The organism is Singulisphaera photorubra, assembly GCF_045290345.1.
In the GTDB taxonomy this organism is placed as follows: domain Bacteria; phylum Planctomycetota; class Planctomycetia; order Isosphaerales; family Isosphaeraceae; genus Singulisphaera.
In genome coordinates this window covers 6,403,567-6,426,561 of sequence record NZ_CP155447.1, presented here as the reverse complement: position 1 = coordinate 6,426,561, position 22,995 = coordinate 6,403,567, and the positions used below count along the sequence as shown (strand labels likewise).

The following is a 22,995-nucleotide window of genomic DNA, read 5'->3' as shown; positions in this document are numbered from 1 at the left end:
CTTTCTGATCCAGGTACGTGACCCAAAAATAGCCGGGTGCGAAGGGGGGGCGAACTTGGTCGGCCGCTCGTGACCCGCTCGACAACGAGGTAAAGGCAAATACTGTTCCACACTCCGCGTCTGATTGCATCTCTTTTTTGCTGAACCAATTGTGGCGATGCAACGGGCGACGAGCCGGTTCCGTTGTGGCGATTTTTTCGCCGCAAGTGGCGAAAAATTCATCGCGATGTGCCGTTCGCTCGCTCGCCCTTGCGGATTGGTCCTTCGCCACGCTCTGATGGAATATGCGATCTCAGGAACTTCTGAGGCGAGCGGAGAAGATTTAGTTCGATTCGGTGTGGAGTGTTAACGTATTCATGCGATGGTCGCTACGCAACCAGATCCTGATCCCGCTCATCGCGATCCAAGGAATTGCCGTGGCTGCGATCACGCTCTCCACGGCCCGGCTCGCCACCAGCCGGGTCGAACGCCAGGTGATCGACCGTTTGAATGGGGTGATCGACACGCTCGGGCACGCGAACTTCCCTTACACGGCGGGCGTGCTCGCCAAGATGCGCGGGCTCTCAGGCGCTCATTTCGTGGCCTACGACGAGGAGGGGAAGGTCACCGAGACCAGCCTTTCCGAGCCGGTCGGCCTGCCCACCCATTGGGAGACGGTCCTGACGGTGGCGCACCTGGAATCCTTGGGAGAATCGCCCACGGTCTCGCTCGGGGGGATCCGCTATTTCGCGACCCGGATTCGCCCCTCGAGTCGGTCGCGCGAGCGTTCGCTGCTGGTGCTCTATCCCGAGACGGTCTGGAGGCAGGCGCGGTGGGACGCCGCCTGGCCGCCGCTCATGCTTGGGGTCGGATCGCTCGGTCTGATGGCGGCCGTCACGAGCTGGATTGCCCACCGGATCAGCGGGCGGATCCGCCGCCTGGAGCAGCAAGTCGCCTTCATCGCGGGGGGCGATTTTCGCGAGGTCGACCTGGGACGTGGGCGGGACGAGGTGCAGGACCTTTCTCGTTCGATCAATCGCATGTGCGTTCAGTTAAAAGAAATGCGTCAGACGATCCAGCAGTCGGAGCGGACCCGGATCCTGGCTCAGTTGGCGGCCGGGTTGGCCCACCAGCTCAGGAATTCGCTCACCGGGGCCCGGATGAGCATCCAGCTCCATGCGCGGCGAAATCCCGGGGCTGAAGACGATCGGAGCCTTGACGTGGCCTTGCGGCAACTGACGATGACCGAGGAGCACGTCAAGGGCCTGCTCTCCCTCGGCCGGGTCGAGCGGCGGCCTCCGGCCGAGTTCGAGGTGGACCGGCTGCTCGACGACGTGGCCTTGCTGGTTCAGCCTTCGTGGCAGCACGCCCGGGTGCTGTTCGAACGCCGGCGGGGCGGCGTGCCGATCGAGCTCCGCGGGGACGAGTCGGGGGTCCGGGGCGCTGTCTTGAACCTGGTTCTGAACGCCATTGAGGCTGCCGGGCCGGGGGGGCGAGTAAGCCTTGAAGCCGCGTTGGAAGGGGATACCGTGGTTATTCTGGTCTGCGATACCGGGGCGGGGCCCCCCCCGGAACTGGCCGAACACCTGTGCGAGGCGTTCATCACGAGTAAGCCCGAGGGAGTCGGACTTGGCCTTGCCTTGGCAAACCAGGTGGCCCTCGAGCATGGTGGGCGGCTATCCTGGAAGTGCGAGGGCGGGGTCACCCGGTTTTCGCTGGCAATACCCCGAACCGTCAGGTCCGTCGAGGGCGCCTCATGGGCCGTATCCTGATCGTCGATGACGAGGCAAGCATCTGCTGGGCGTTCCGCGAGTTCCTCACCGATGAGGGACACGAGGTCGAGATCGCCGCGTCGGCCGAGGAAGGCTTGCGGCTGGCCAACGACGGTGGCCTCGACGCGGTCGTGCTCGACGTCCGATTGCCCGGCATGGACGGCCTGACCGCCATGACTCGGTTTCGCGAGCGGATCGGTTCCACGCCCATCATCGTGATCACAGCCTTCGGCAACCTCGACACCGCCGTTCGCGCGATCGAAGGGGGGGCCTACGACTATCTGGTGAAGCCGTTCGACCTCGACCAGGCTGGGGCCGTGATCAAGCGTGCCCTGGAGAAAGGGACCCCCTCGAAAACGCGCCGACCCGATCCCGAGCCTCAGCACGGGCCGGAGACGCTCATCGGCACTTCGCCCGCCATGCAGGAGCTCTTCAAGAGCATCGCCCTGGTGGCGCCGACGGAAGTCCCCGTGCTGATCACGGGCGAGAGCGGGACCGGTAAGGAACTGGTGGCCCGTGCCATCCATCGCCACAGCAGTCGGCACGCCGGCCCCTTCCTGCCTGTCTGTCTGGCCGCGCTCAGCCCGAACCTCGTGGAACGCGAGCTCTTCGGCCACGTCCGTGGCTCGTTCACCGGGGCGGTGCAGGATCAAAAAGGCTTGCTCGAGCTGGCCCAAGGAGGGACGGTCCTGCTGGATGAGGTGGGTGATATTCCGACCCTGCTCCAGGTCAAGCTCCTCCGCGCCATCGAGCACCGCGAGGTGACGCCGGTCGGTGACGCGAAGCCAAGGGCGACCAACATCCGGGTCGTCGCCGCGACCAACCGGCCGCTGGCTGAGCTCATGGCGACCGGCCAGTTTCGGGATGACCTCTTCTTCCGCCTGAGCGTCTTTCCGATCCACCTCCCGCCGCTTCGCGATCGCCCCGACGACATTCCCGTCCTGGCCGAGCACTTTCTGAAGCAGTCGCGACTGCCGGACGGGACCGACGGCCACCTTCCGAAAGAGGTTCTCGCGGAGCTCCGTTCACGCCCCTGGCCCGGTAACGTTCGCGAGTTGAGGAACGCCATCGAGCACGCGGCCATCGTCGCCCGAGGGCGCTCGATCCGGGTCGAACACCTGCCAACCTCCCATCCCAGCTCGATGACCGCCCGACCGCCGATCGGCCGCGAGATTCAGGAGCAGGCCACCCTCTGGGCCCATCAGGAGGCCCAATCGACCACCGGCGACGAGACGCCGCTCTACGAACGGTTCCTCACGCTGGTCGAACCTCCCTTGCTACGCGTCGTTCTCGAACGCTGCCAGGGGAACCGGGCGGCGGCGGCCCAGATGCTCGGGATGCATCGAGCCACACTCCGGCAGAGATTGCGGAAGTACGGCGTCGAGTAGAGTAGAGCGAATCGCCGCAAGTTCCGAGAGCCGTCGCACGCCAGTCTCGCGACGTTGGAAAACCGCACGCCACCGGGGAGTGGTCCCACAACCGACCTGACACAGGTCGGAGTGTCTCCCCGGTGGACGTGCGTCCTCACGCCCAAAGACGTGATCGGGCCGGGAAAGGAACGGATTCCCCAGTCGCGGCCAGGGCGGGGCCGGCCGTCGAGAGCACGACGTTCGTTGCTCTCCACGAGAAGCCGCTGCACCAAGGGCGGCAGGTCACCACGCAATGTTCCTTTCCACTGGAATCCTGTCGGCCAAGGACAACCCGGTGGACCAAACCGGTTCGCCTTGTGTTTCTGTATGGTATTGAGACTCAGTCTCAATTGTGCGGCTAGTATGAGCGGAGGATGCGGGGAAGTCAAGACCGAGTTGTGGGAATCTCATAATTTCCACCCTCTGGAATCGCAGGGAGCACTCTCTGGAAGAGGTGGGGAAAGCCTTGGATTCTTCCGGAGAGCACGAAACGAAACCCTTGCGTCAACTTTGGGCTCGCCCGTGTTTTTTCGTGGCGAGCGGTTGTTTGGTTGAGACGTGATCCCGAGGAAATTCATTTTTCTCTTAATAGTTCATCCAGAGCGACTCTTGCCCAGGTTTCTTGTTGGAGTGGCAATGTTTCTCGGGCGCATCGTAGCGGCGCCAACCCTGGAAGATCAGGTCCATGAGGGGACAACGGTAGCCGGAGACAGCGGCTTTTCCGCGGCAACTACCGAGCGCCGCGGCGAGCTCGCGGTGCTGCGTTTCATCCATCTCAAACCCGTAGGTGTGGCAGTCACCTCGCGTCTGGTGGAGGTAGGGGGGATCGCAGTAGAAGACGGTTGTCGGGCCGTCGTAGATCCGGATCAGATCAACGGCGGGGCGATTCTCGATTTGGACTCGGAGCAGGCGCTCCGCGACGTCGCCCAGCGCATCGATGCCACCGAACCAGCGTGAGATGGTGCCGGAGACTCCCCCGCGGCTGGTCGCTTTGCAGTTTGCCCAGCGGCCAAGGGTGGCCGTCTGGGCCAGTCCCGTTCGGGCTTGCCTGGCTCTCACGTAGAACCGGCGGGCGCGTTCGAGATCGACGCAGGCCAGCGAATCGCCGTGGATGGCATCGTAAAACTCTTCACGAGAGAATGGGGTCAGCGCGATGACACGGATCAGGTCCTCGGGATGGTCGCGGAGGACCCGAAAGAAGGTGACAACGTCGCCGTCGATATCGTTGTATGTTTCGATGGGGCAGGGGACTCGGTTGAGCAAGACGGCTCCCGACCCCGAATAGGGCTCGCAGTAGTGATGGGCATCGGGAAGGAGCGGAAGCAGCCATTCGAGGTGATTGAACTTGCCGCCGTACCAGCCGAAGACGATTCTCCGGCGGCGGGAAGGGCGGGGGTGGGCCGAGTTCTTGCCGAGGAGATCGGCTCGGTCCAGATGGATTGGGGAGAGCGCCCGCCTGCGGCCAGGTCGCTTGGTTTGGTTGATATCCTTCGCCCCATCAGGTGCGCTGGCCATCAAAACCTCCCATGTTGTCGGACCGTCGACGACTATAACCTGGGAAGTCCTCCGTGGCATCAGGGTCGAACGGTTTCTTCGAAGGATCCGTTCATGATCGCGCAAGGAGTGGTATGATGCACGCGCGTGGCGTTGTGGAGAACGTCACGTACGGATTCGACGAGGCAATGCGTTGCCTGAACGATTCTCGGGCAAGGGGACCGCGCCATGGTCGGGAAGCGTTTCACCATCGCGGGTCTGATGGGGACGGTCGTGCTCGCCGCGGCTGGCCTCGCGGCGTTCCGCTCCGGTTCCTTGTTCGCGCTTCGTTTGTTCTACACGCTGACGATTGTGATTCTACTGCTGGCGACTCTTGCGGCGAGGCTCTGCCGGGAAGAAATGCGGGCCTTCTGGTTCGGATTCGCGACGTTCGGCTGGGTTTACGTGATCCTTGCGCTGGGCTTGAAGCCCGGCATGTCGCCTGAATCTCTAGCCGTCCAGCCGAGTTTGTTCACTAATGAATTCCTTTTGTCCGCGGAATATGTCAAAAAAGGACATGCTTTCCTGAGAGAGCATGTTCCCTCCGAGGAGTTGACAGGCCCTGTGTATAGCATCGCCATCGGCCACCTGGTCGTTGCACTTGGCTTTGCTGCCGTCGGCGGCCTGACGACCTTTCTTTTCGATGGGGGGCAGTCGAGGCGAGAGGGAGCGCGGGCCGAGGTCGTCCCGCCTGATTCGCCCGGTGGGAAGCGACGCCGTGGGCGTCTTCTGGCGTTGGGAGGCGTGGTCACTCTGGTCTCGTTGCTTGGCTTTCGGCTCTTTTGGGGCAGTACCTATGGCCCTTACTTTCCCGACCTCGTCTTCACGGAATGGTCGGAAAAGAACGAAATCTTGTCCCAATGGTATGGCAGGCACCTCGAGGCGATGCGGGAGCCATCCTTGTGGAAGGTCGCCGAGTCAGGGGACGACGACCTGATCTATCGAATGAGCCGGCTGCCGCTCTACGGCCATCCCTTCTCGATTCGCGTTGTGAAGTCCGGGGAGACGATCACCCTGACCCTGGTCGAACTCGACGGCAATGTTGGGTACGAGCCCGGCGCGATCTCGATCCACCGAACTCTGAGACTTGCGCCTCATCACTGGGATGGATTGATTCGACGATTGGAGCAGGTCGGTTACTGGGAGACGCCGACCTGCGTTGGCAATGCAGTCTCCGACAAGAGGCCCGAGCTCGTCATCGAGGGTGTTTCACCGGGCAGGTACCACGTCGTGATCCGCCACGACGCGGAGGAGAACGCACTCTCGGACGTTTATCGCTACCTCGTCGAGTTGTCCGGGATCGAAGTGGACGGCCTCGAACCCAGTGGTTTTCACTGAGAACTGACGAAGGGTTGGTTGGTTCGCTCCCACCCGCGCCCGCGCGCTGCGATGGATCGCGGCCTTGTCGGGGGCTTCCATGGCTTGCTAGAATCGTAAAATTTTTTTGGGCCGCGCCGCCTCTCTGCGCGGGGCGTGCATGGCCCGGTTGCGCGCCTGCGTTTGCTGCCGATCCGACCGACCGACTGATTGAACCGGAGACGAGAACCGCCGTGCCCAAGCGAACTGACCTCAAGACGATTCTGATCATCGGCGCCGGCCCCATCGTCATCGGCCAGGCTTGCGAGTTCGACTACTCCGGCACCCAGGCCTGCAAGGCGCTCCGCGAGGAAGGGTATCGTGTCGTCCTGGTCAACTCGAACCCGGCCACGATCATGACCGATCCCGACATGGCCGACCGCACCTATGTCGAGCCGATCACCCCCGAATTCGTCGAACGGATCATCGCCGCCGAACGCCCCGACGCCGTCTTGCCCACCCTCGGCGGCCAGACCGGCCTCAACGTTGCCCTCGCCCTCCACGACTCGGGCGTCCTCGACCGCTACAACTGCAAGCTCATCGGGGCCACCGCCGAGGCGATTCGCAAGGCCGAGGATCGCCAGCTCTTCAAGGTCTGCATGGAGCGGATCGGCTTGCAGAGCGCCCGCAGCGGCCTGGCCCACAACCTCGACGAGGCCCGCGGCATTCGCGACGAGCTCGGCCTGCCTTGCGTCTTGCGGCCCAGCTTCACCATGGGCGGCTCCGGCGGCGGCGTGGCCTACAACCGCGATGAGTTCGACAAGATGGTCGCCTATGCCCTCGAGCTCAGCCCGGTCCACTCGGTTCTCATCGAGGAGAGCCTGGTCGGCTGGAAAGAGTACGAGATGGAGGTGATGCGCGACGAGGCCGACAACGCCGTCATCATCTGCTCGATCGAGAACCTCGACCCGATGGGGGTCCACACCGGCGACAGCGTCACCGTGGCCCCGGCGCAAACGCTCACCGACAAAGAATATCAGCGGATGCGCGACGCCTCGCTGGCGATCCTCCGCGAGATCGGCGTCGAGACCGGCGGTTCGAACGTGCAGTTCGCCATCGACCCCGCCACCGGGCGGATGGTGGTCATCGAGATGAACCCGCGGGTCAGCCGCTCCAGCGCACTGGCGAGCAAGGCGACCGGGTTCCCGATCGCCAAGATCGCCGCCAAGCTGGCGGTCGGCTATCGGCTCGACGAGCTCCGCAACGACATCACGGGGCAGACCTGCGCCTGCTTCGAGCCGTCGATCGACTACGTCGTCACCAAGGTGCCGCGGTGGGCGTTCGAGAAGTTCCCCGAGGCGAGCACCGAGCTGACCACCCAGATGAAGTCGGTCGGCGAGGTGATGGCGATCGGCCGGACCTTCCGCGAGTCCTTGCAGAAAGCGTTGCGGGGGCTGGAGGTGGGGCGGTTCGGGCTCGGGGCCGATCCCAAGGACCGGTGGGGGACCGAGGACCAGCCGACCGAGGAAGAGATCCAGGGGAAGCTGGCCACGCCCAACCCCGAGCGGTTGTGGTTCCTCCGCTACGCGATGCTGGCCGGGATGAGCATCGAACGGATTCACGAACTCACGGCGATCGATCGCTGGTTCCTGGTCAATATCGCCGAGCTGGTCGAGACCGAGGCTACGCTCCGGCAGGTTGACTCCCTGGAGCGGGCCGGCGAGTCTTTGCTCCGCCTGGCCAAGCGGGACGGGTTCAGCGACCGGCAACTGGCCCACTTGTGGGGATCATCGGAGGCGGAGGTCCGGCGCGAGCGGAAGCGGCTCGGGGTGGAGGCGGTCTATAAGCTGGTCGACACCTGTGCCGCCGAGTTCGAGGCGACGACGCCGTACTACTATTCCACTTACGAATCGACCGACGAAGCGCGGGTGAGCGACAAGCCGCGGATCGTCGTGCTCGGGGGTGGTCCGAACCGGATCGGCCAGGGGATCGAGTTCGACTACTGCTGTTGTCAGGCGGCGTTCGCGCTCAGTCGCGACGGCTACGAAGTGGTCATGGTCAACAGCAACCCGGAGACGGTGAGCACCGACTACGACACGTCGGACAGCCTCTTCTTCGAGCCGTTGACGGCCGAGGATGTCTTGAATGTCTGCGAGCGGGTGAAGCCGGTGGGGGTGATTGTGCAGTTTGGCGGCCAGACGCCGTTGAACCTGGCGCGGGCTCTGGAGGCGGCAGGGGTGCCGATCCTGGGGACGACCCCGGAGAGTATCGAGCTGGCCGAGGACCGGGAGCGGTTCCACGCCGTGATCGAGCGGCTCGGCCTGCGTCAGCCCCCCAGCGCCACGGCCTTGAAGTACGAGGAGGCGCGGCGGATCGCCGAGCGGATCGGCTACCCGGTGGTGGTCCGCCCCAGCTTCGTGCTGGGGGGCCGTGGGATGGAGATCGTCTACGACGAGTCGGCGCTGGCGCGGTACATGACCGAGGCGGTGGAGGTCAGCGCGGGGCATCCGATCCTGATCGACAAGTTCCTCGAAGATGCCCAGGAAGTCGACGTGGATGCGGTCTCCGACGGCGAGCGGACGATCGTGGCCGGGGTGATGGAGCACATCGAGGAGGCCGGGATCCACTCGGGCGACTCGGCCTGTGCGATCCCGCCGTTCAGCCTCCCGGCGGAGGTCGTGACCGAGCTGAAGCGGCAGACGCGGTTGCTGGCCGACGCGATTCGGGTCCGGGGCTTGATGAACATCCAGTTCGCGGTCAAGGATGGCGAGGTGTACGTCCTGGAGGTGAATCCAAGGGCCTCGCGGACGGTGCCGTTCGTGTCGAAGGCGACCGGCCTGGAGCTGGCGCGGGCGGCGGCGCGGGTGATGGCCGGTCGAACCTTGGCCGAGCAAGGGATCGAGTCGGACCCCGAGCCCAACTACGTGTCGGTGAAGGAGTCGGTCTTCCCGTTCGCGAAGTTCGCGGGGGTGGATATCGTGCTCGGCCCGGAGATGCGTTCGACGGGTGAGGTGATGGGGATCGATCTCGACTTCGCCGGCGCGTTCGCCAAGGCGCAGTTGGCGGCGTCGATCCGCCTGCCGGAGAGCGGGACGGTGTTCGTGAGCGTGGCGGCTCGGGATCGTCAGGCGGTCTTGCCGGTGGCGGCCCGGTTGGCGGAGCTCGGTTATGACCTGATGAGCACGGCGGGGACGGCCGCGGCGCTGGCGGAAGCGGGGATCGCGGTGAGTGTGGTTCGGAAGCTCAGCGAAGGGCGTCCGAACTTGCTGGACCACCTGGCCAACGGTTCGATCGCCTTGATCGTGAATACGCCGAGCGGCAAGGGAGCGCGGACCGACGAAGGGCGGATCCGGGCGTCGGCGGTGAGCCACGGAGTCCCTTGCATCACCACGATCGCCGGTGGCAAGGCGGCGGTCGCCGCCCTGGAGCGGATGCGGCAAGGACCGCTCGCGGTCTACGCGCTTCAAGACCTGCTCAAGCGGTCGTAGGGCCGAACCGCTCCCTGGGACTGCGAGGACCCCGAGAAATTCCAGAGCATGCCGAGGGGTCGCCGAATTCGGGCGAGGCGACCCACAACCAGTAGCACGGCCGGCCCGGCCGTACTTCTCTCGGCCCTTCGCCGTCCCATGATTGAATAACACCCGGCCGCACTGGTTGGACTCAATCCTTGAAATCAACAAAATTGATGGGTGAACCATTGACTGGGCTGATCTGATCCACTGGCTCATTGATCGGGCGATGAAATGTGTGTCGCGTCGCCTCGAATTTGGTGTCAGCTTGGCGTCAACTGGTTCCCATGCCAGTCCCCGTGGTGTGCGAGGCCGTCATCGCGATCCGAATCTGTTCCCGCAGTCTTCGGTGAAACCGACTTTTTGGAACCAGCAGGAGAAAGAGAGATCGAGAGGTCGGTCTCTTGCGGACGGCCCTTCTCATCCTTTACGCTGTCCTACTTGCGTGGAAAGATGCCTGGCCAGCCCGGCTCTCCCAAACGCTCGCATTTGCCGCGGGGACTTATTGTCGAGCTTTTGCCTGAGGACGCGAGGCGAAACCGGTCAAGATGTCGATCCGCGTGAGTTCATGGAACGGCTAAACCCACAGGCCGGGCACCTCAATTTCGTGGAAGCGTAGCTCGGAACGACGAGTTCGATCTCCGTTCGAGAAGGAACACGATGTCGACCCCAACGACGAATCCCACACCGACACCTCCTTCCGAGGTCGTCCTCATCAGCCACTCCCCGATCTTCTTCTGGTGGCCAGTGTGGTTGGTCGGGTTCCTACTCGCAGCCATGACGTACTTCGACAACCATGTGATGGCCGTGGTTCCCGTGGGCACCGTCGCCGAGGGACAACGGACGATCGAGGGGCACGACGAGCCTCGCGACGTCCTGGTGCTCCCTCAAGGCCGGAAGTTACCGACGGACAAGGCCACGGGAGCCGTCGCCCATCCGCGACTTCGGATGTCCGCGAGTAACAGTCTGGGGATGATCTACGCGGTCACTCTTTGCCTTGTGATCGTCATTACCAACGTGCACATGCGCGGACTGTGGTCCGTGATTGTGCTTCTGGGGATCGCCCTTACGACCGTTCTGTTCGCAATTCTCGGCTGGTGGGACCCGATTCTCAGGGCCTTTGGCCTGATCGATATCCATATCAATGCTCTCGGGTATCTCTCGCTCTCGTTCTTCCTTTTCACCATCTGGCTCTTGACCTACCTGGTCTATGACCGCCGAAACAGGATGATCTTCAGTCGGGGTCAACTTCGGGTCCGCTCCGCGATCGGGTCGGGAGAGCGCGTCTTCGATACGTTCGGGATGGCGGTCGAGAAGCACAGGGACGACGTGTTTCGGCACTGGCTCCTCGGCTTCGGGTCCGGCGACCTGACGATCAGGGCCGCGGGCACGAACTCCGAGCAGTTCGAGGTCCCCAACGTCCTCAGCGTCAATCGCAAGCTTGAGCAGATCCAACGGATGCTTCAGGAACGTCAGGTTGTCGGAAGCTAGACCGGCTTCGTTCGCAAACGATCAGGGGCCTAGCGCCCTGGGGGCCGGGGTCTTCGACCCCGGCCTTTTTTTTTGCCTTCGTAATGTGGCCTGAGATTGCGGTCGCATGTCGATGAGCGAATCATAAGCAAACAAGTTAATGAGCAAGAAAGTGGAAATCGTGCGTGTTCAAAGTTTTTTCGGGTCCCCATGAGATGAGCGAACCTCGTGGCTTTTGCTGAACTGAAAGATGCCAAGTAGGCGTGAAAGGAAATGTGATTGTGCGTATTCGTCTGTCGAGCTGTTTGCCGGGAATAGCCGGACTCTGCATAAGTTTGGCGTCGACGATGGGGTTCGCCGACGACCTTCGGCCGATTTCATTGAATTCGAAGGTTGTCGATGTTCAGCCGATGACGGGGATCGTCTTGTGGGCGGCCAACGAGGAGACTCGAACTGCGCCGATCCAACTCGAATTCAGCTACCTTAGCTACGATCAGATTGTCAGTAAGGCGGGGGAATATCACTGGGAGGCTGTCGAGAAAATTCTGGATGCGGTTGCCGGCCGAAAGCATCAGGCGGTCCTCCGCTGGTATGACACGTACGTGGGCAAACCGACTGGTGTCCCCGCCTACATCAAGTCGCTTGCGGACTATCGCGAAACCGTGGCCGACAGTGAGAAGAAGCGCACGGGATTTCCCGACTGGTCGCATCCAGAACTCCGCCGGTTCATTCTCGAGTTCTTCGGACGGTTCGCCGAAAAGTATGACCGTGACCCTCGTTTGGCGTTCGTCCAGGTGGGCTTCGGACTCTGGTCCGAGTATCATATCTATGATGGACCCATGAAGCTGGGAGAGACGTTTCCTTCCCTGGCGTTTCAACGCCAGTTCGCCGAACGGTTGAGCGAAGGATTTCGTCAGACGCCCTGGATGATTTCGGTGGATGCGGCTGGTGACCACACACCCTTCGCGGCAGACAAGAGACTCCTTGCGCTACCGTTCGGGGTGTTTGACGATTCCTTCAACCATGCCAGGCATGGGCAGGAGAACGAGCCGAACTGGAATCGGCTGGGACGAGACCGGTGGAAGGTTGCTCCGGCGGGCGGGGAGTTCAGCTTTTTCGAGTCGAAAGATCAAAAGGCTGCCCTGTCGGCGACGGGTCCCCACGGCGTGCCGTTTACTCAACAAGCTACGAAGTTTCATGTATCCTTCATCATCGGCGACGATCAACCGCGCTTTCAGAATCCTGAACGAATTCGCGAAGCGGGCATGGCCTGCGGTTATCGGTTTCGCGTCACCCAGTTCGCGGCATCGGCAAGCCGATCGACCGTGACGATCCAGAATACGGGCATCGCACCGTTTTATTACGATGCGTTTCCGACCGTGAACGGGGTCCGTTCTCAGGATTCGCTGAAGGGACTCTTACCCACGCAGACTCGGACATTTCAGGTGGGGGCCGGCGGCGGGGCACCGACATTGACGATTGCGTCTGATCGATTAGTTCGAGGTCAACGAATCGAATTCGACGCGGATTTGCCCTGAGCAAATTTTCGATCATCCCGAGTTGAGTGTCCGCAGGATGGTGCGAGTTGCTCGGCCTGAACCGATCGAGCCTCGACTACCACTCCACCGGTGAGACGCTTCGAAGTGTATGTTGTATGTTAATTTGAAATGTTTTTTGTGCCTGGCGTCGGTGATCGGCTGATGGCTGGCGAACACGCTGGACGGCTCGTTCTGCCTGGGGAATGTGGGAGACGACTTCCCCAGGCGGCTTGTGCGGTTTTCGGTTGAGGGTACCAGTTGATGTCGGTGGGTCATCGCCGCGATGGCGGAACCAATCGAGGATATCGCCCAGCCAGACCGCACCATGCCAGTTGCCAGGATGATACGAGTCGTATCATTCATCATGCTGGCCAGAGTTAGGAACGGGGGAGACGGAAGCTGGCGATGTCCCGACGACACCAGGCTTGGGGGCGTCGGTTGAGACATTCAGAATGGTCGGGACCACGACCATGCCGCGGGGTGAAACGACATCAGTCCAGACTGCAAAGGGGTCGCCTTGGTGGACCGGAAAGGATAGGCCAAATGAAGGTTTACGTGACGAAAGTGGGGGGAGCTTCAGGATGGGACGATCGGCCGTTGTCTCCCAGACGGTGATTTCAAGCTGGTTCTTTTCCAGAGATTCGATCACCTGAGCATATCGGCCATCTTCTGACGCAATAAGGTTCTCGATTTGTGATCCAGGCATGGACTTCCGCCAGCGGATCGTCCTCGTTGCCAGGTCCCAGACACGGACTTCGGCGTTGCCGACCACCGCGAGGAATTGCCCCAGACGACCGATTCGAAACCAGACCGAGCCGAGGTCGGGCAATTCGCCGATCCGAGTCCCGCGGGTCGGGTCGTAGAGGCCGATGAGGTTCTCGCCTTCCTGCCAAACAAGGGGGCCGTGCGGAGCGTCGGCGCGCCCTGCGTACCAGTGAAGTTGCGGACCAGGTGGCGTCTTCACCAGGTGATGTCCGGTTTCCAGATCCCAGAGGCCTGAATGCTTCCCTGCGTGGAAAAGCGCCAGGGACTGCGGGCCTAGCCATGCGATCTTAAGATCGGGCGGCACCCCATCGATCTTCAGCGGTTCCTTACCGCGCCGAGATACCGTCAGCACTCCCTCGTTCAGGAAAACCGTTCCTGACTGGGGCGTTGCAGGCTGGGGTGATCGGCCGCCGGGCGAGAACATCACCGCATCACGCCACCGCCAGAATGCGAGCTTGCCGTCGCTCGCGGCGGTGACCAACGTGACGCCGTCACTGAGAAACCGGACGGCGGTCCCTTTGCGTTGCGTTGCTTGAAAGACCCCGACGGGCAGCCCTTTAAAAGTAAACAGTCGAACGATTCCACGTTTGTCGATGGTTGCGATCGTCGTGCGGTCGGGTGAGATCACGGCCGAGCGGACTCCGTGCTCAGAGTCCAACACGGTCTCAGCCGCTGAGCGATCGGTCAGATCCCAGACCCAAACACTGGGCTCGTTCCCTGTGACGAGCATGTGATCGCCGCTGTCGTCGATCAAAGCAATGTGGTCGATCGCTCCGGAAGCGGGTCGCCTTACCGAGTGAGAGTGCAGGGTATCCGGCTCCCAAGTGTGTAAAGTGCCGTCTTGATGACCGCTATGAATTCGGCCGTCGCTCGTAAAAACGAGCGTCTGAGTGGAAGCGGCCACGTTGGGAAATTCGTTTCGGAACGATCCGTCTCGACCATCCCAGAGCCGGATCGCCCTGTCGTCGCCCCCTGTTGCGATTCTTCGACCGTCGCGGGAATAGGCAACGGCCAGTCCTCGGATTTCGCGGACGTATGCCCCACTTTCCCCTTCGACCGCGAAGTGGCGGTCGTTCGGTGAGAATGCGATCGTGGTCCCCACCGTGGTCGAGCAGATGATCGAACCGAGTGCGATCTCTTTTCCCTCGGGTAACGACCAGAGCCGGAATGTCGCGTCGTCGGCGACTGAGGCGAGCCGGGTCCCGTCGGGCGAAAAGGCGAGTTCGCTGACTCCCTTCGTATGACCGATCAACTCCTGGGGCGGAGAATCCGTGCCAAGGCGCCAGAGGCGGATCACCTGATCCTTGCCGGCCGTCGCCAGGAATCGCCCGTCGGGCGATTCCGTCACCGCATAGATCGCACCCTGATGGGCCTGAATTTCACGGACCGCCCGCAGAGGTCGAGATGCTTTCTCAAGCGCGAACCAGACTGATTCCCGGAGGTCGCCTCCGCCTCCCTCGACCTCCGTCGCCCGCTTGAGTTCCGCATGGGTTGCGACGAGATCACCCGCGCCCCAGTGCAAACTTGCCTGGGCCACGTGATCGGTATAAGTCAATCGAGCTTGACGACGCTGCCGTGTTGACTGACGCGTGTAACTTTCCCAGCCGACGGCTAACCCGATCATCGTGGCCAATGTCACAATTGCAGCGGCATTCCAGGTTCGTCTCCGCCTTCGAAATCCCACGGCAAGCTCACGCCACGCCGGGCGTTTCGGCCCCCAAACCCTGCGACCTTCGAGGAACCGCTTGAGATCGTCACGCAGCTCGGTCGGGCTCAGGTATCGGTCGCCTGGGTCACGTGTGATCGTGTTGAGGATGATTCGCTCAAGGCCACGCGGTAGGCTGGGGACATGCCGACGCGGGTCGATGAAATTCCCCGCGACCACGAGTCTCTGGGTCTCGAAGTCGCTCGAACCTTGGAACGGTCGGAAACCGGTCGCAAGCTCATAAAGAATGACGCCGAGCGCATAGAGATCCCCCGGTTTCGGGTCACATTCCGGGTTCTTGAATCGCTCCGGGGGGATATAAGCCGTGGTTCCGGACGGGGACATCGAAACCGTTCGGGTACCCTCCCCCTCGTCGGAATCACGGCGGGCCAGCCCATAGTCGGCGACCCTGGGGATGTAGGGAAATCCGTCCGGATCGTTGGGATCACCCGGATCCAACAGGATATTCGAAGGCTTCAGATCCCGGTGGGCAATCCCGGAATTTCCCAGGACAACAAGCGCCTCGGTGACCCCAAGTGCGATCCGAGCCGCCACTCTGGGGGGAACAGGCCCACTTCGGTTGCGGATCCATTCGCGAAGATTGGGCCCCTCCACCAGCTCCATGACCAGATAGGCGAGGCCGGCGTCCGGGTCGAAGCCCGCATCGTGAAGGAGCACGAGGTGGGCATGGGGCTTGATCGAAGCCGCGATTCTGGCGTGGGTCAAGAATTGCGTCAACAACCCCGGCTTCAGGCGAGGAAGGTGCTCAAGCTTGATCGCAGCGTGCCGACCGGTGATCCGATGCTGGCCTCGGAAGACGATCCCGTACCCGCCCTCACCGAGCCGTTCGCTCAGGCGATAGGCCCCGACCTCGTCGGGGACCAGCCACGCCTCGTTCAATGTCGGCAGGGCATTGATTGCTTCGAGACATTCGGGTTCGTCGCTGTATGAGAGGTCGAGATTCTGTTCCTCGGGATTGGACAGGCCAGGCGTATTTTCCTCGTTCATGACGCGACGCCATTCTGCTTGCTCATGAGTAAATCTGGATGGAGTCTTTGCGGTGGACCGATCAATAGCTCGGTCGCCTGCAAGGTCCTCAACCAACTCCTGACCCGACTGATTTGCTTGCGGATGGTATCGGCGTTCACATGAAGTTGCTGCGAAACCTCACTGGTTGATGCGCCCTCAAGCTCAATCGCAACGAAGACGGCCCACGAATCACTGCGGAAGTGGCCCGCGGCTAACTCCTCCAACCGAGCGCGGAGTCGAACACGCTCCTCCTCAGGAAGGATGAACGATTCGTCGGGAGAGTTTGGGTCGGGGATCGACTCAGGGCATCGATCGAAGGAAACGGTGGTCATGCGTTGGCTGCGTTCGAGGTGGTCGGCGACGTGGTTTCTGGCGATTCGGTAGATCCACCCCTGAAACGTCGAATCGTTTCGATCGCGGTGGAAGAGATGAAGCGATCGGTAGACGTTCATCATGATCTCTTGCACCATGTCGCGGGCGTCTTCCTTGGTGAGACCCCAGCGACGAGCCAGGCTATAGATCCAGCCTCCGTACAAGAAATTGAATTCACGCCAGGTTTCTTCGGAGCCTGCACGGAGGCCCGGAGTCAGCCAGGCAGGGGTCCGGTCGGGCCGATTGGTGTGCGATAAGGGGAGATCCACGGTCGACATACCGAAAACCTCGCGTCGTCCGAGCCATTTGCACAATTGCAATGACCCCGAGGTTTGAGCGAACAACTCGATCAAACATTTACGAATTCTGGCCCCATATCACTCGCTCGTCAAGCCGCGCACCGCTCGTTCATCCATTGTGCAGTCTCATTGTGGTGCCCACGCGACAACCACAAGCAAAGAGGATGTGTCATGGACTCGAGATTGATCGAACCGATTCCGACCCCTCTTCTTGAAGGGGCCGGATCGAAATCCGTCGGGTCATTGATCAGAGGATCGAGACCCAATCGCCCCCCGGACTTCCATCACGATTGCCGTCGATGGGGCGCCGCAAGGAATCCAAAAGTCCTCCCGAACGAACCCGAAACTGAGGGCGTGGTTTCAGAGCGAGGGTCGAGTTCCTGGGCGTGAGGATCGCGGTCCGCGTTCCCGGGTCGTACGTAACTGCGGTGAGTCTCGTCACGACATCGTCGCGGGTGCCGAACTTGCGGTCGCGACCGGCCGCCGTGATCGAATAATTTGCCAAAGTTCGGGCGGTCGCCCCATCGACGTCGCCGTTAAACGTGACCGCGACGGTCATGGCGATCTTGCGGCGGACCTTCTGTTGCACGATACGAGCGCTCGAAATCGTCACGAGTGGCGCAACGTCATTATCAATATTCATCACCCCGACATTGGCACCTTTGACGCCGTTGTACCGAGGATCATTACTCGAAGCCGGGGCGGTCACGATTGTGTATCCAACCGTTCCATCGACGGCCACGTCGTCTACTCCAGTGACCGTAACCATCTGAGCCACGTGCCAATTCACGGGAGTGAACGTCAAGCTACCTGTATTCACGACACCTTCGCCCACATTTGTTGAGGCAATGGCGATCGTGACGTTCCCAGTGGGTTGGCTGTTGAGCCGGACAGAGAAGGTGGTGCTCCCGCCTCCCTCTGTGGTGACGAGCCCACTGGTCGGAGTCAGAGTGATTCCGGCTGTGTCATTGTCGACGTTTTTTACCACAACGTTCGATGGGTCAACACCGTTGTAGCGAGGATCACCACTGACTGCTGAGTTGGTGACGATTCTGTAAGTGACATCGCCATCGTCGACTCCGTCGTCCACCCCCGTGATGTTGACGACCTGGGGAATGTTCCAGTTTGCCGGAGTGAAGGTGAGACTGCTGAATCGAATCGTCCCCTCACCCGGATTATCTGAGTGCAATCCGACCGTAACATCGGCGATGGGTTTTGAGTTGAGTCGAACGGAGAACGAAGCCGTGCCTGCCGCTTCAGACGTGACTAACCCGTTCGTCGGGGTCAGGGAAATCCCGGCGGTATCGTCGTCCAGGTTCGTCAGAGCGACGTCCCAGGCATCAAGATCGTTGTAAGTGGGGTCAGCGCTCACGGCCGAGGTGGTGACGATGCTGTAGGCGACGTCGCCGTCGTCGACAGAGTCGTTCATCCCCGTGACGGAGACAGTCTGTGGGACGTTCCAATTCGCCGGAGTGAAGCTAAGGCCGCTGACACTGAGGGAACCCTCATTGGGGTTCGACGACGACAACCCTACGGTGACGACCGAGGTGGGCTGGCTGTTCAGTCGGACCGTGAAACTGGCAACTCCACCCGCCTCTGTGGTCACGAGGCCACTCGTCGGTGTGACTGTGAAACCTCGTGTGTCGTCGTCCAGGTTCACCAGGTCGACGTTCTGGGAGATGAGGTCGTCATAACCGGGGTCGGCACTCACCGCCGGAGCGATTTGGAGTCCATAGCCGACATCACCGTCGTCGAATGCGTCGTTCACCCCTGTGACTGTGACCGTTTGCAGAACATTCCAGTTGGCCGGAGTGAACGTCAAACTTCCCACGCTCACAACACCCTCGCCCAGGTTGGAAGACGAGAAGCCGATCGTGACAGTCGCGGTCGGGCGGCTGTTTAAGCTCACGGTGAAGGTTGCCGTGGCCCCTGCCTCGTTGGTCACGAGTCCGCTGGTCGACGTGATCTTAATCCCCACCGAGTCATCGTCGAGGTTGACCGCCGCAACGTCGGGGCCGTTCAGGGCGCCATACTTGGGATCAACGCTCACGGCCGGAGCCGTCACGATGTTGTATGTGATGCTGCCGTCTTCGACGTCATCATCCACACCTGTCAGGGTCACAACTTGCGAGGTATTCCAGTTCGCGGGCGTGAACGTCAAGCTGTTCGTGTTGATCGTGCCTTCATTGAGATTGCTCGCTGATAAATTTATGCTCACGTTTGCAGTGGGCTGGCTCCCGAGCCGAACGAGGAAGGTCGCAGTCCCGCCTGCCTCCGTGGTCACCAGACCTGCCATGGGCGTGACGATGATGTCGGCGGTGTCGTCGTCAGAGTTCACTACAGCGACGTCGGCAGGGTTTTGCCCGCTATAACCGGGGTCGGCGCTCACCGCCGCACCGAGGACGATCGTGTAGGCAACATCGCCGTCGTCGATCGCGTCGTTGACACCGGTCACTGTGACGAATTGGGGGATATTCCAGTTGATGGACGTGAATGTGACGCTACTTGTGCTGACGGTTCCTTCAGCGACGTTGTTCGATGAGACCGGGATGGTGACGGTCGCGGTGGGCTGCGTATTGAGCCGGACTGTGAATGTCGCTGACCCGCCCGCCTCAGTTGTCACGAGCCCGGTCGTGGGGCTCACGGTGATGCCGGGGCTATCGTTATCGACGTTGGTCACGGCAAGATCGGGAGCGTTCCGACTGTCGTATTTGGGATCCAGGGCGACGGCCGGAGCTGTGATGATGGTGTAACTGATGTTTCCGTCGTGGATCGCGTCGTCCACACCCGTGACGGTCACAGTCTGGGCGATGTTCCAGTTCAACGTGGTAAAGACAAGACTGCCGACCGAAAGACTTCCCTCGTTCGTGTTGCTGCTGGTCAACCCGATCGTGACCGTCGAGGTCGGCTGAGTATCAAGCCGCACCGAGAATGTCGCAGTGCCCCCTGCTTCGGCAGTGACCAGCCCGCTCGTCGGGGTCACGGTGATTCCGGCCGTGTCGTCATTGATGTTGACCACTGCGACATCAAGGGCATTTCGCCCATTGTAGTTGGGGTCTATGCTTACGGCTGGGGCAGTGACGATCGCATAGCTCACGTCGCCGTCGTCGATCGCGTCGTCGCTGCCGGTGATGAGAACCGTCTGGCCGATGTTCCAATTTGTGGGAGTGAACGTCAGGCTAGAGACACTCGGGCTTCCCTCGCCCGAGTGACTGCTCGACAGTCCGATGGTGACATTTGCCGTCGGTTGTGTATTGAGCCGGACCGTGAAACTGGCTGCGCCGCCGATCTCGCTTGTAAACAGGCCTGAGGTCGGTGTGACCAAGATATCAGGGGCTGCGCCGGGGATGCTGAATCGCTGGGCGAAGACTCCACGGGGTAACCCTTGGCCCGCGTCATGGCGACTCATCCATGCCACGACAAAGTTGCCGTCTGAGCCCATCACGGCTGCAGGGGTGTCCTGGTTGCGAATCGTACTTGCATTCACGCGGAACTCGCCGCCCTGGGGCACGCCCGCAGCGTTATATCGTTGGGCATAGATCCCGCCCCCCGAGCCGTCCTGATGCGCGCTCAGCCAGGTGATCAGAAAGTCGCCGTTGGGCGCCATGGCGGCGGATGCCGAGCTTTGATCGTCGAAGGTTTGGGTGTTAACGCGGAACTCGCCCCCCTGGCGCTGGCCCGTGGCGTTGTAACGCTGGGCGTAGACCGCATACCCTGAGCCGTCCTGGCCGTCGCTGTTCCAGACAACCACGAAGTTCCCGACGGCGTCCATGTCGATCGTTTGCCGATGAAAGCTGCTCTGATCGCCAGCCGTGGTGGTGTTGACCCGGACGTCGCCGGTTTGCGGAATACCGGCGTCGTCGTAGCGACGGAGGTAAATCCCGTTGCTCGAGCCATCCTGAAGGTAGCTATTCCAGACGATCACGAACCCGCCGTCGGCGCGCATGGCGACGGACGGCACGTTCTGCCAATTGGTCTGGTTGACGTTGACGCGGAACTCGTTTCCCACACGGGTACCGTCAGCATGATAACTGCGGGCGTAGATGTCATAACCGCCGGAGCTATCGGGGCTTTGCCATGTGATGACGAACTGCCCCGCGTCGTTGATATCCACGGCAGGGGCCACCTGATATCCGGCGGTGGTGCCGTTGGCGCGAAACTCGCCCCCCACGCGATTGCCCGCTGAGTCGAAGCGCTGGGCGTAGATTCCATGCCCCGAGCCGTCCTGATCGAGGCTCGTCCACGTGATGACGAATGCGCCGGAGGCGTTCATGGCGACCTTCGGCGGCCCCGAATCTCCCACCTCGATGGAGCCCGCACCCTGGTCGTTGAGTGTGTAGGTATTGACGGTAAATTCCGGACCAAGCGGTAAGCCCGAGGCCGTATAGCGGCGAGCGCGGACTCCATAGCCCGAGCCATCCACGCCGTCGGCCGCCCACACGACCACGAAGTTACCTTGAGCATCCTGGGCAATCCCATTTCCATTCGGCCTCACACCGGGGTCCGTCACCTGAGCGGTTGGGTCCGCGCTGACCCGGAATTCCGGCCCGACGGTGATCGGATCGACGGAGAAGTTGAATGAGAACACGCCTCCCGCCACGCCGTTGTAATCACCGTCGAGGGCATTGCCGTCGGTGTCGAGAATCGTGGGCTGAGCCTGGAGAACATAGACGCCCTTGGCCAGGGATGCGTTCAGAGTGAGGACGGCTTCATACGAGTTGGTCTCTGTGTTGAGGCTGAAGCTGACGCCCGTGATCGCCCCGACGACGGGTTGGCCGTCGCGCGTCAGCGCCCAGTTCGCAAGGCTCGTGACCGACGACGTCAGATTCTCGGAAAAGGTCACCACGAGCTGGTTCAGGTCGCTACGGGTCAGCACGTTGCCGGCCAACACCTTTTCTCGTGCCCAACCCACGTTCACGCCCGCGATCAGCGGACCCGCCGTTCGCGGCGAGATCGAAGTAAAGCGATCGGCATAGACGCCGTCGGCCGACCCGTCCTGGCCGGCTTTGCTGGTCCAGGCGACGACGAAATCGCCCTCTGCGTCCATGCCCATCACACCGTACCACTGGTCGGCGGCGGTGTAGGTATTGACGCGGAACTCAGTCCCTTGAGGAACCCCCGACGGGCTATAACGCTGCGCGTACATCCCGTAGCCTGAGCCGTCTTGACCGTAGCTCTGCCAGGCAATGGTGAAGTCGCCGCTGCGATCCATCGCAACGACGGGGACGGCTTGGTTGGCATTGGCGTAGCTATTGACGCGGAATTCCGTCCCTTGGGTGGTACCGGCAGCGGCGTAGCGTTGCGCGTAGACCCCATACCCCGAGCCGTCCTGGCCGTCGCTCTCCCAGGCGACCACGAAATCGCCCCCCGCGCTCATACCGACCGACGGGTAGTTCTGAGCGCCACTGGTCACGGTGTTCACGCGGAACGAGGGCCCTTGGGCCCCACTGCCGAACTTGTAGCGCCTGGCATAGACGCCGTCGCCCGACCCGTCCTGTCCGTTGCTCTGCCAGGTGACCACGAAGTCTCCATCCGCGTCCATCGCAACCCTGGGCCGGGACTGGTCCCCGGTTGTGTAATCATTCACCCGGAAATCGAACGATTGGGGACACCGACCCCATCGAATCGCCGGGCATACACTCCAAGGCCGGAGCCATCTTGGTTATCGCTATCCCAGGCGACGACGAAGTCGCCGTCCGCGTCCATGGCCACCGCGGAGGCAAACTGGTTGCCGTTCGTATAGGTGTTTACGGGAAACTCACCGTCGATGGTAGCTCCCGCAGCGTCGTAACGCTTTGCGTAGACGTCCCAGCCACTGCCAGGGCCGCTCTGGTTGTTGCTGTTCCAGACAATCACGAAGTTGCCCGCAGCATCCATGGCTACCGCAGAGTCGCGTTGAGGCCCCGTGGTGTAATCGTTGACCCTAAACTCCGCGCCCTGGGCAATCCCCGCAGCGTTGTAGCGCTGCGCGAAGATGTCGAAGCCCTCTTCCTGACCGAAACTCGTCCAGGTCACCACAAAATCACCGTTGGCATCCATCGCTATCGAATTGGCGGACTGAGCGGCGGTCGTGTATGTATTAATGCGAAATTCGGAGAGGAGTACGCGAGCTTCCACCTGCTCGGCCCGAGGAACCAGCCGTTGAGACCGTCGCGATGCCGCGTTAGGGGTCCTCTTGGGGATCGGACGCCGAGACGCTTGGCCAGAAGTGTCGAACAAGGATAGCCAGGAGGACATAGCGTATCTGCTCCGAATTCAAGTAACCCGCACGGTTATTGGTGCAACATCGAGCGAGCGATTAAGTTCAAGGGAGGCGGAA

The 22,995-nt window shown here is 61.7% G+C and carries 11 protein-coding genes; 6 read left to right on the top strand and 5 right to left on the bottom strand.

All coding sequences use genetic code 11. The annotated features are described in order from the left end of the window. Nucleotides 1–356: 356 nt before the first annotated feature. Together V5E97_RS24095 and V5E97_RS24090 are read left to right on the top strand one after the other, a co-directional pair. A complete protein-coding gene (locus V5E97_RS24095; RefSeq protein ID WP_406694102.1) occupies nucleotides 357–1,751 on the top strand; it encodes a sensor histidine kinase in 1,395 nt (464 codons plus the stop codon). Beyond that, complete coding sequence (locus V5E97_RS24090; protein ID WP_406694101.1) at nucleotides 1,736–3,139, top strand: sigma-54-dependent transcriptional regulator; 1,404 nt, start codon at nucleotides 1,736–1,738, stop codon at nucleotides 3,137–3,139. Before V5E97_RS24095 ends, V5E97_RS24090 begins: the two co-directional genes overlap by 16 nt. Nucleotides 3,140–3,745: 606 nt before the next feature. On the opposite strand, the gene V5E97_RS24085 is transcribed toward V5E97_RS24090, so the two are convergent. Continuing rightward, nucleotides 3,746–4,675: a DNA adenine methylase gene (locus tag V5E97_RS24085; RefSeq protein ID WP_406694100.1), complete on the bottom strand. Its 930-nt coding sequence runs from the start codon at nucleotides 4,673–4,675 to the stop codon at nucleotides 3,746–3,748. A 207-nt stretch (nucleotides 4,676–4,882) separates the two neighbouring features. Here V5E97_RS24085 and V5E97_RS24080 point away from each other — a divergent pair, with 207 nt between their 5' ends. The 4 genes from V5E97_RS24080 to V5E97_RS24065 all read left to right on the top strand — a co-directional run bounded on the left by V5E97_RS24080 (nucleotide 4,883) and on the right by V5E97_RS24065 (nucleotide 12,506). Beyond that, complete coding sequence (locus V5E97_RS24080; RefSeq protein WP_406694099.1) at nucleotides 4,883–6,031, top strand: hypothetical protein; 1,149 nt, start codon at nucleotides 4,883–4,885, stop codon at nucleotides 6,029–6,031. Nucleotides 6,032–6,243: 212 nt separating this feature from the next. Beyond that, on the top strand, nucleotides 6,244–9,477 hold the full coding sequence (gene carB, locus V5E97_RS24075) for a carbamoyl-phosphate synthase large subunit (RefSeq protein ID WP_406694098.1): 3,234 nt from the start codon (nucleotides 6,244–6,246) through the stop codon (nucleotides 9,475–9,477). A 681-nt stretch (nucleotides 9,478–10,158) separates the two neighbouring features. Further along, nucleotides 10,159–10,989, top strand: coding sequence for a hypothetical protein (locus V5E97_RS24070; protein WP_406694097.1), 831 nt, complete (start codon nucleotides 10,159–10,161; stop codon nucleotides 10,987–10,989). A gap of 389 nt (nucleotides 10,990–11,378) precedes the next feature. Then, a complete protein-coding gene (locus V5E97_RS24065; protein WP_406694096.1) occupies nucleotides 11,379–12,506 on the top strand; it encodes a DUF4832 domain-containing protein in 1,128 nt (375 codons plus the stop codon). Nucleotides 12,507–12,861: 355 nt separating this feature from the next. On the opposite strand, the gene V5E97_RS24060 is transcribed toward V5E97_RS24065, so the two are convergent. The 4 genes from V5E97_RS24060 to V5E97_RS24045 form a co-directional block, all read right to left on the bottom strand. After that, nucleotides 12,862–15,984, bottom strand: coding sequence for a protein kinase domain-containing protein (locus tag V5E97_RS24060; RefSeq protein WP_406694095.1), 3,123 nt, complete (start codon nucleotides 15,982–15,984; stop codon nucleotides 12,862–12,864). Then, nucleotides 15,981–16,655: an RNA polymerase sigma factor gene (locus tag V5E97_RS24055; protein ID WP_406694093.1), complete on the bottom strand. Its 675-nt coding sequence runs from the start codon at nucleotides 16,653–16,655 to the stop codon at nucleotides 15,981–15,983. The genes V5E97_RS24060 and V5E97_RS24055 overlap by 4 nt, the downstream gene beginning before the upstream one ends. A 268-nt stretch (nucleotides 16,656–16,923) precedes the next feature. Beyond that, nucleotides 16,924–22,263, bottom strand: coding sequence for a beta strand repeat-containing protein (locus V5E97_RS24050; protein WP_406694092.1), 5,340 nt, complete (start codon nucleotides 22,261–22,263; stop codon nucleotides 16,924–16,926). Continuing rightward, nucleotides 22,260–22,913 carry a hypothetical protein gene (locus V5E97_RS24045; RefSeq protein ID WP_406694090.1) on the bottom strand — a complete coding sequence of 218 codons (654 nt, stop codon included), beginning with the start codon at nucleotides 22,911–22,913 and terminating at the stop codon, nucleotides 22,260–22,262. Before V5E97_RS24045 ends, V5E97_RS24050 begins: the two co-directional genes overlap by 4 nt. Between the last annotated feature and the right edge of the window lie 82 nt (nucleotides 22,914–22,995).

What these genes read in the sequence shown, in the direction of transcription:
- V5E97_RS24055 (WP_406694093.1), bottom strand. Translation starts at nt 16,655, where the DNA reads ATGTCGACCGTGGATCTCCCCTTATCGCACACCAATCGGCCCGACCGG.
- V5E97_RS24070 (WP_406694097.1), top strand. Translation starts at nt 10,159, where the DNA reads ATGTCGACCCCAACGACGAATCCCACACCGACACCTCCTTCCGAGGTC.
- V5E97_RS24080 (WP_406694099.1), top strand. Translation starts at nt 4,883, where the DNA reads ATGGTCGGGAAGCGTTTCACCATCGCGGGTCTGATGGGGACGGTCGTG.
- V5E97_RS24045 (WP_406694090.1), bottom strand. Translation starts at nt 22,913, where the DNA reads ATGTCCTCCTGGCTATCCTTGTTCGACACTTCTGGCCAAGCGTCTCGG.
- V5E97_RS24060 (WP_406694095.1), bottom strand. Translation starts at nt 15,984, where the DNA reads ATGAACGAGGAAAATACGCCTGGCCTGTCCAATCCCGAGGAACAGAAT.
- V5E97_RS24065 (WP_406694096.1), top strand. Translation starts at nt 11,379, where the DNA reads ATGACGGGGATCGTCTTGTGGGCGGCCAACGAGGAGACTCGAACTGCG.
- V5E97_RS24085 (WP_406694100.1), bottom strand. Translation starts at nt 4,675, where the DNA reads ATGGCCAGCGCACCTGATGGGGCGAAGGATATCAACCAAACCAAGCGA.
- V5E97_RS24095 (WP_406694102.1), top strand. Translation starts at nt 357, where the DNA reads ATGCGATGGTCGCTACGCAACCAGATCCTGATCCCGCTCATCGCGATC.
- V5E97_RS24090 (WP_406694101.1), top strand. Translation starts at nt 1,736, where the DNA reads ATGGGCCGTATCCTGATCGTCGATGACGAGGCAAGCATCTGCTGGGCG.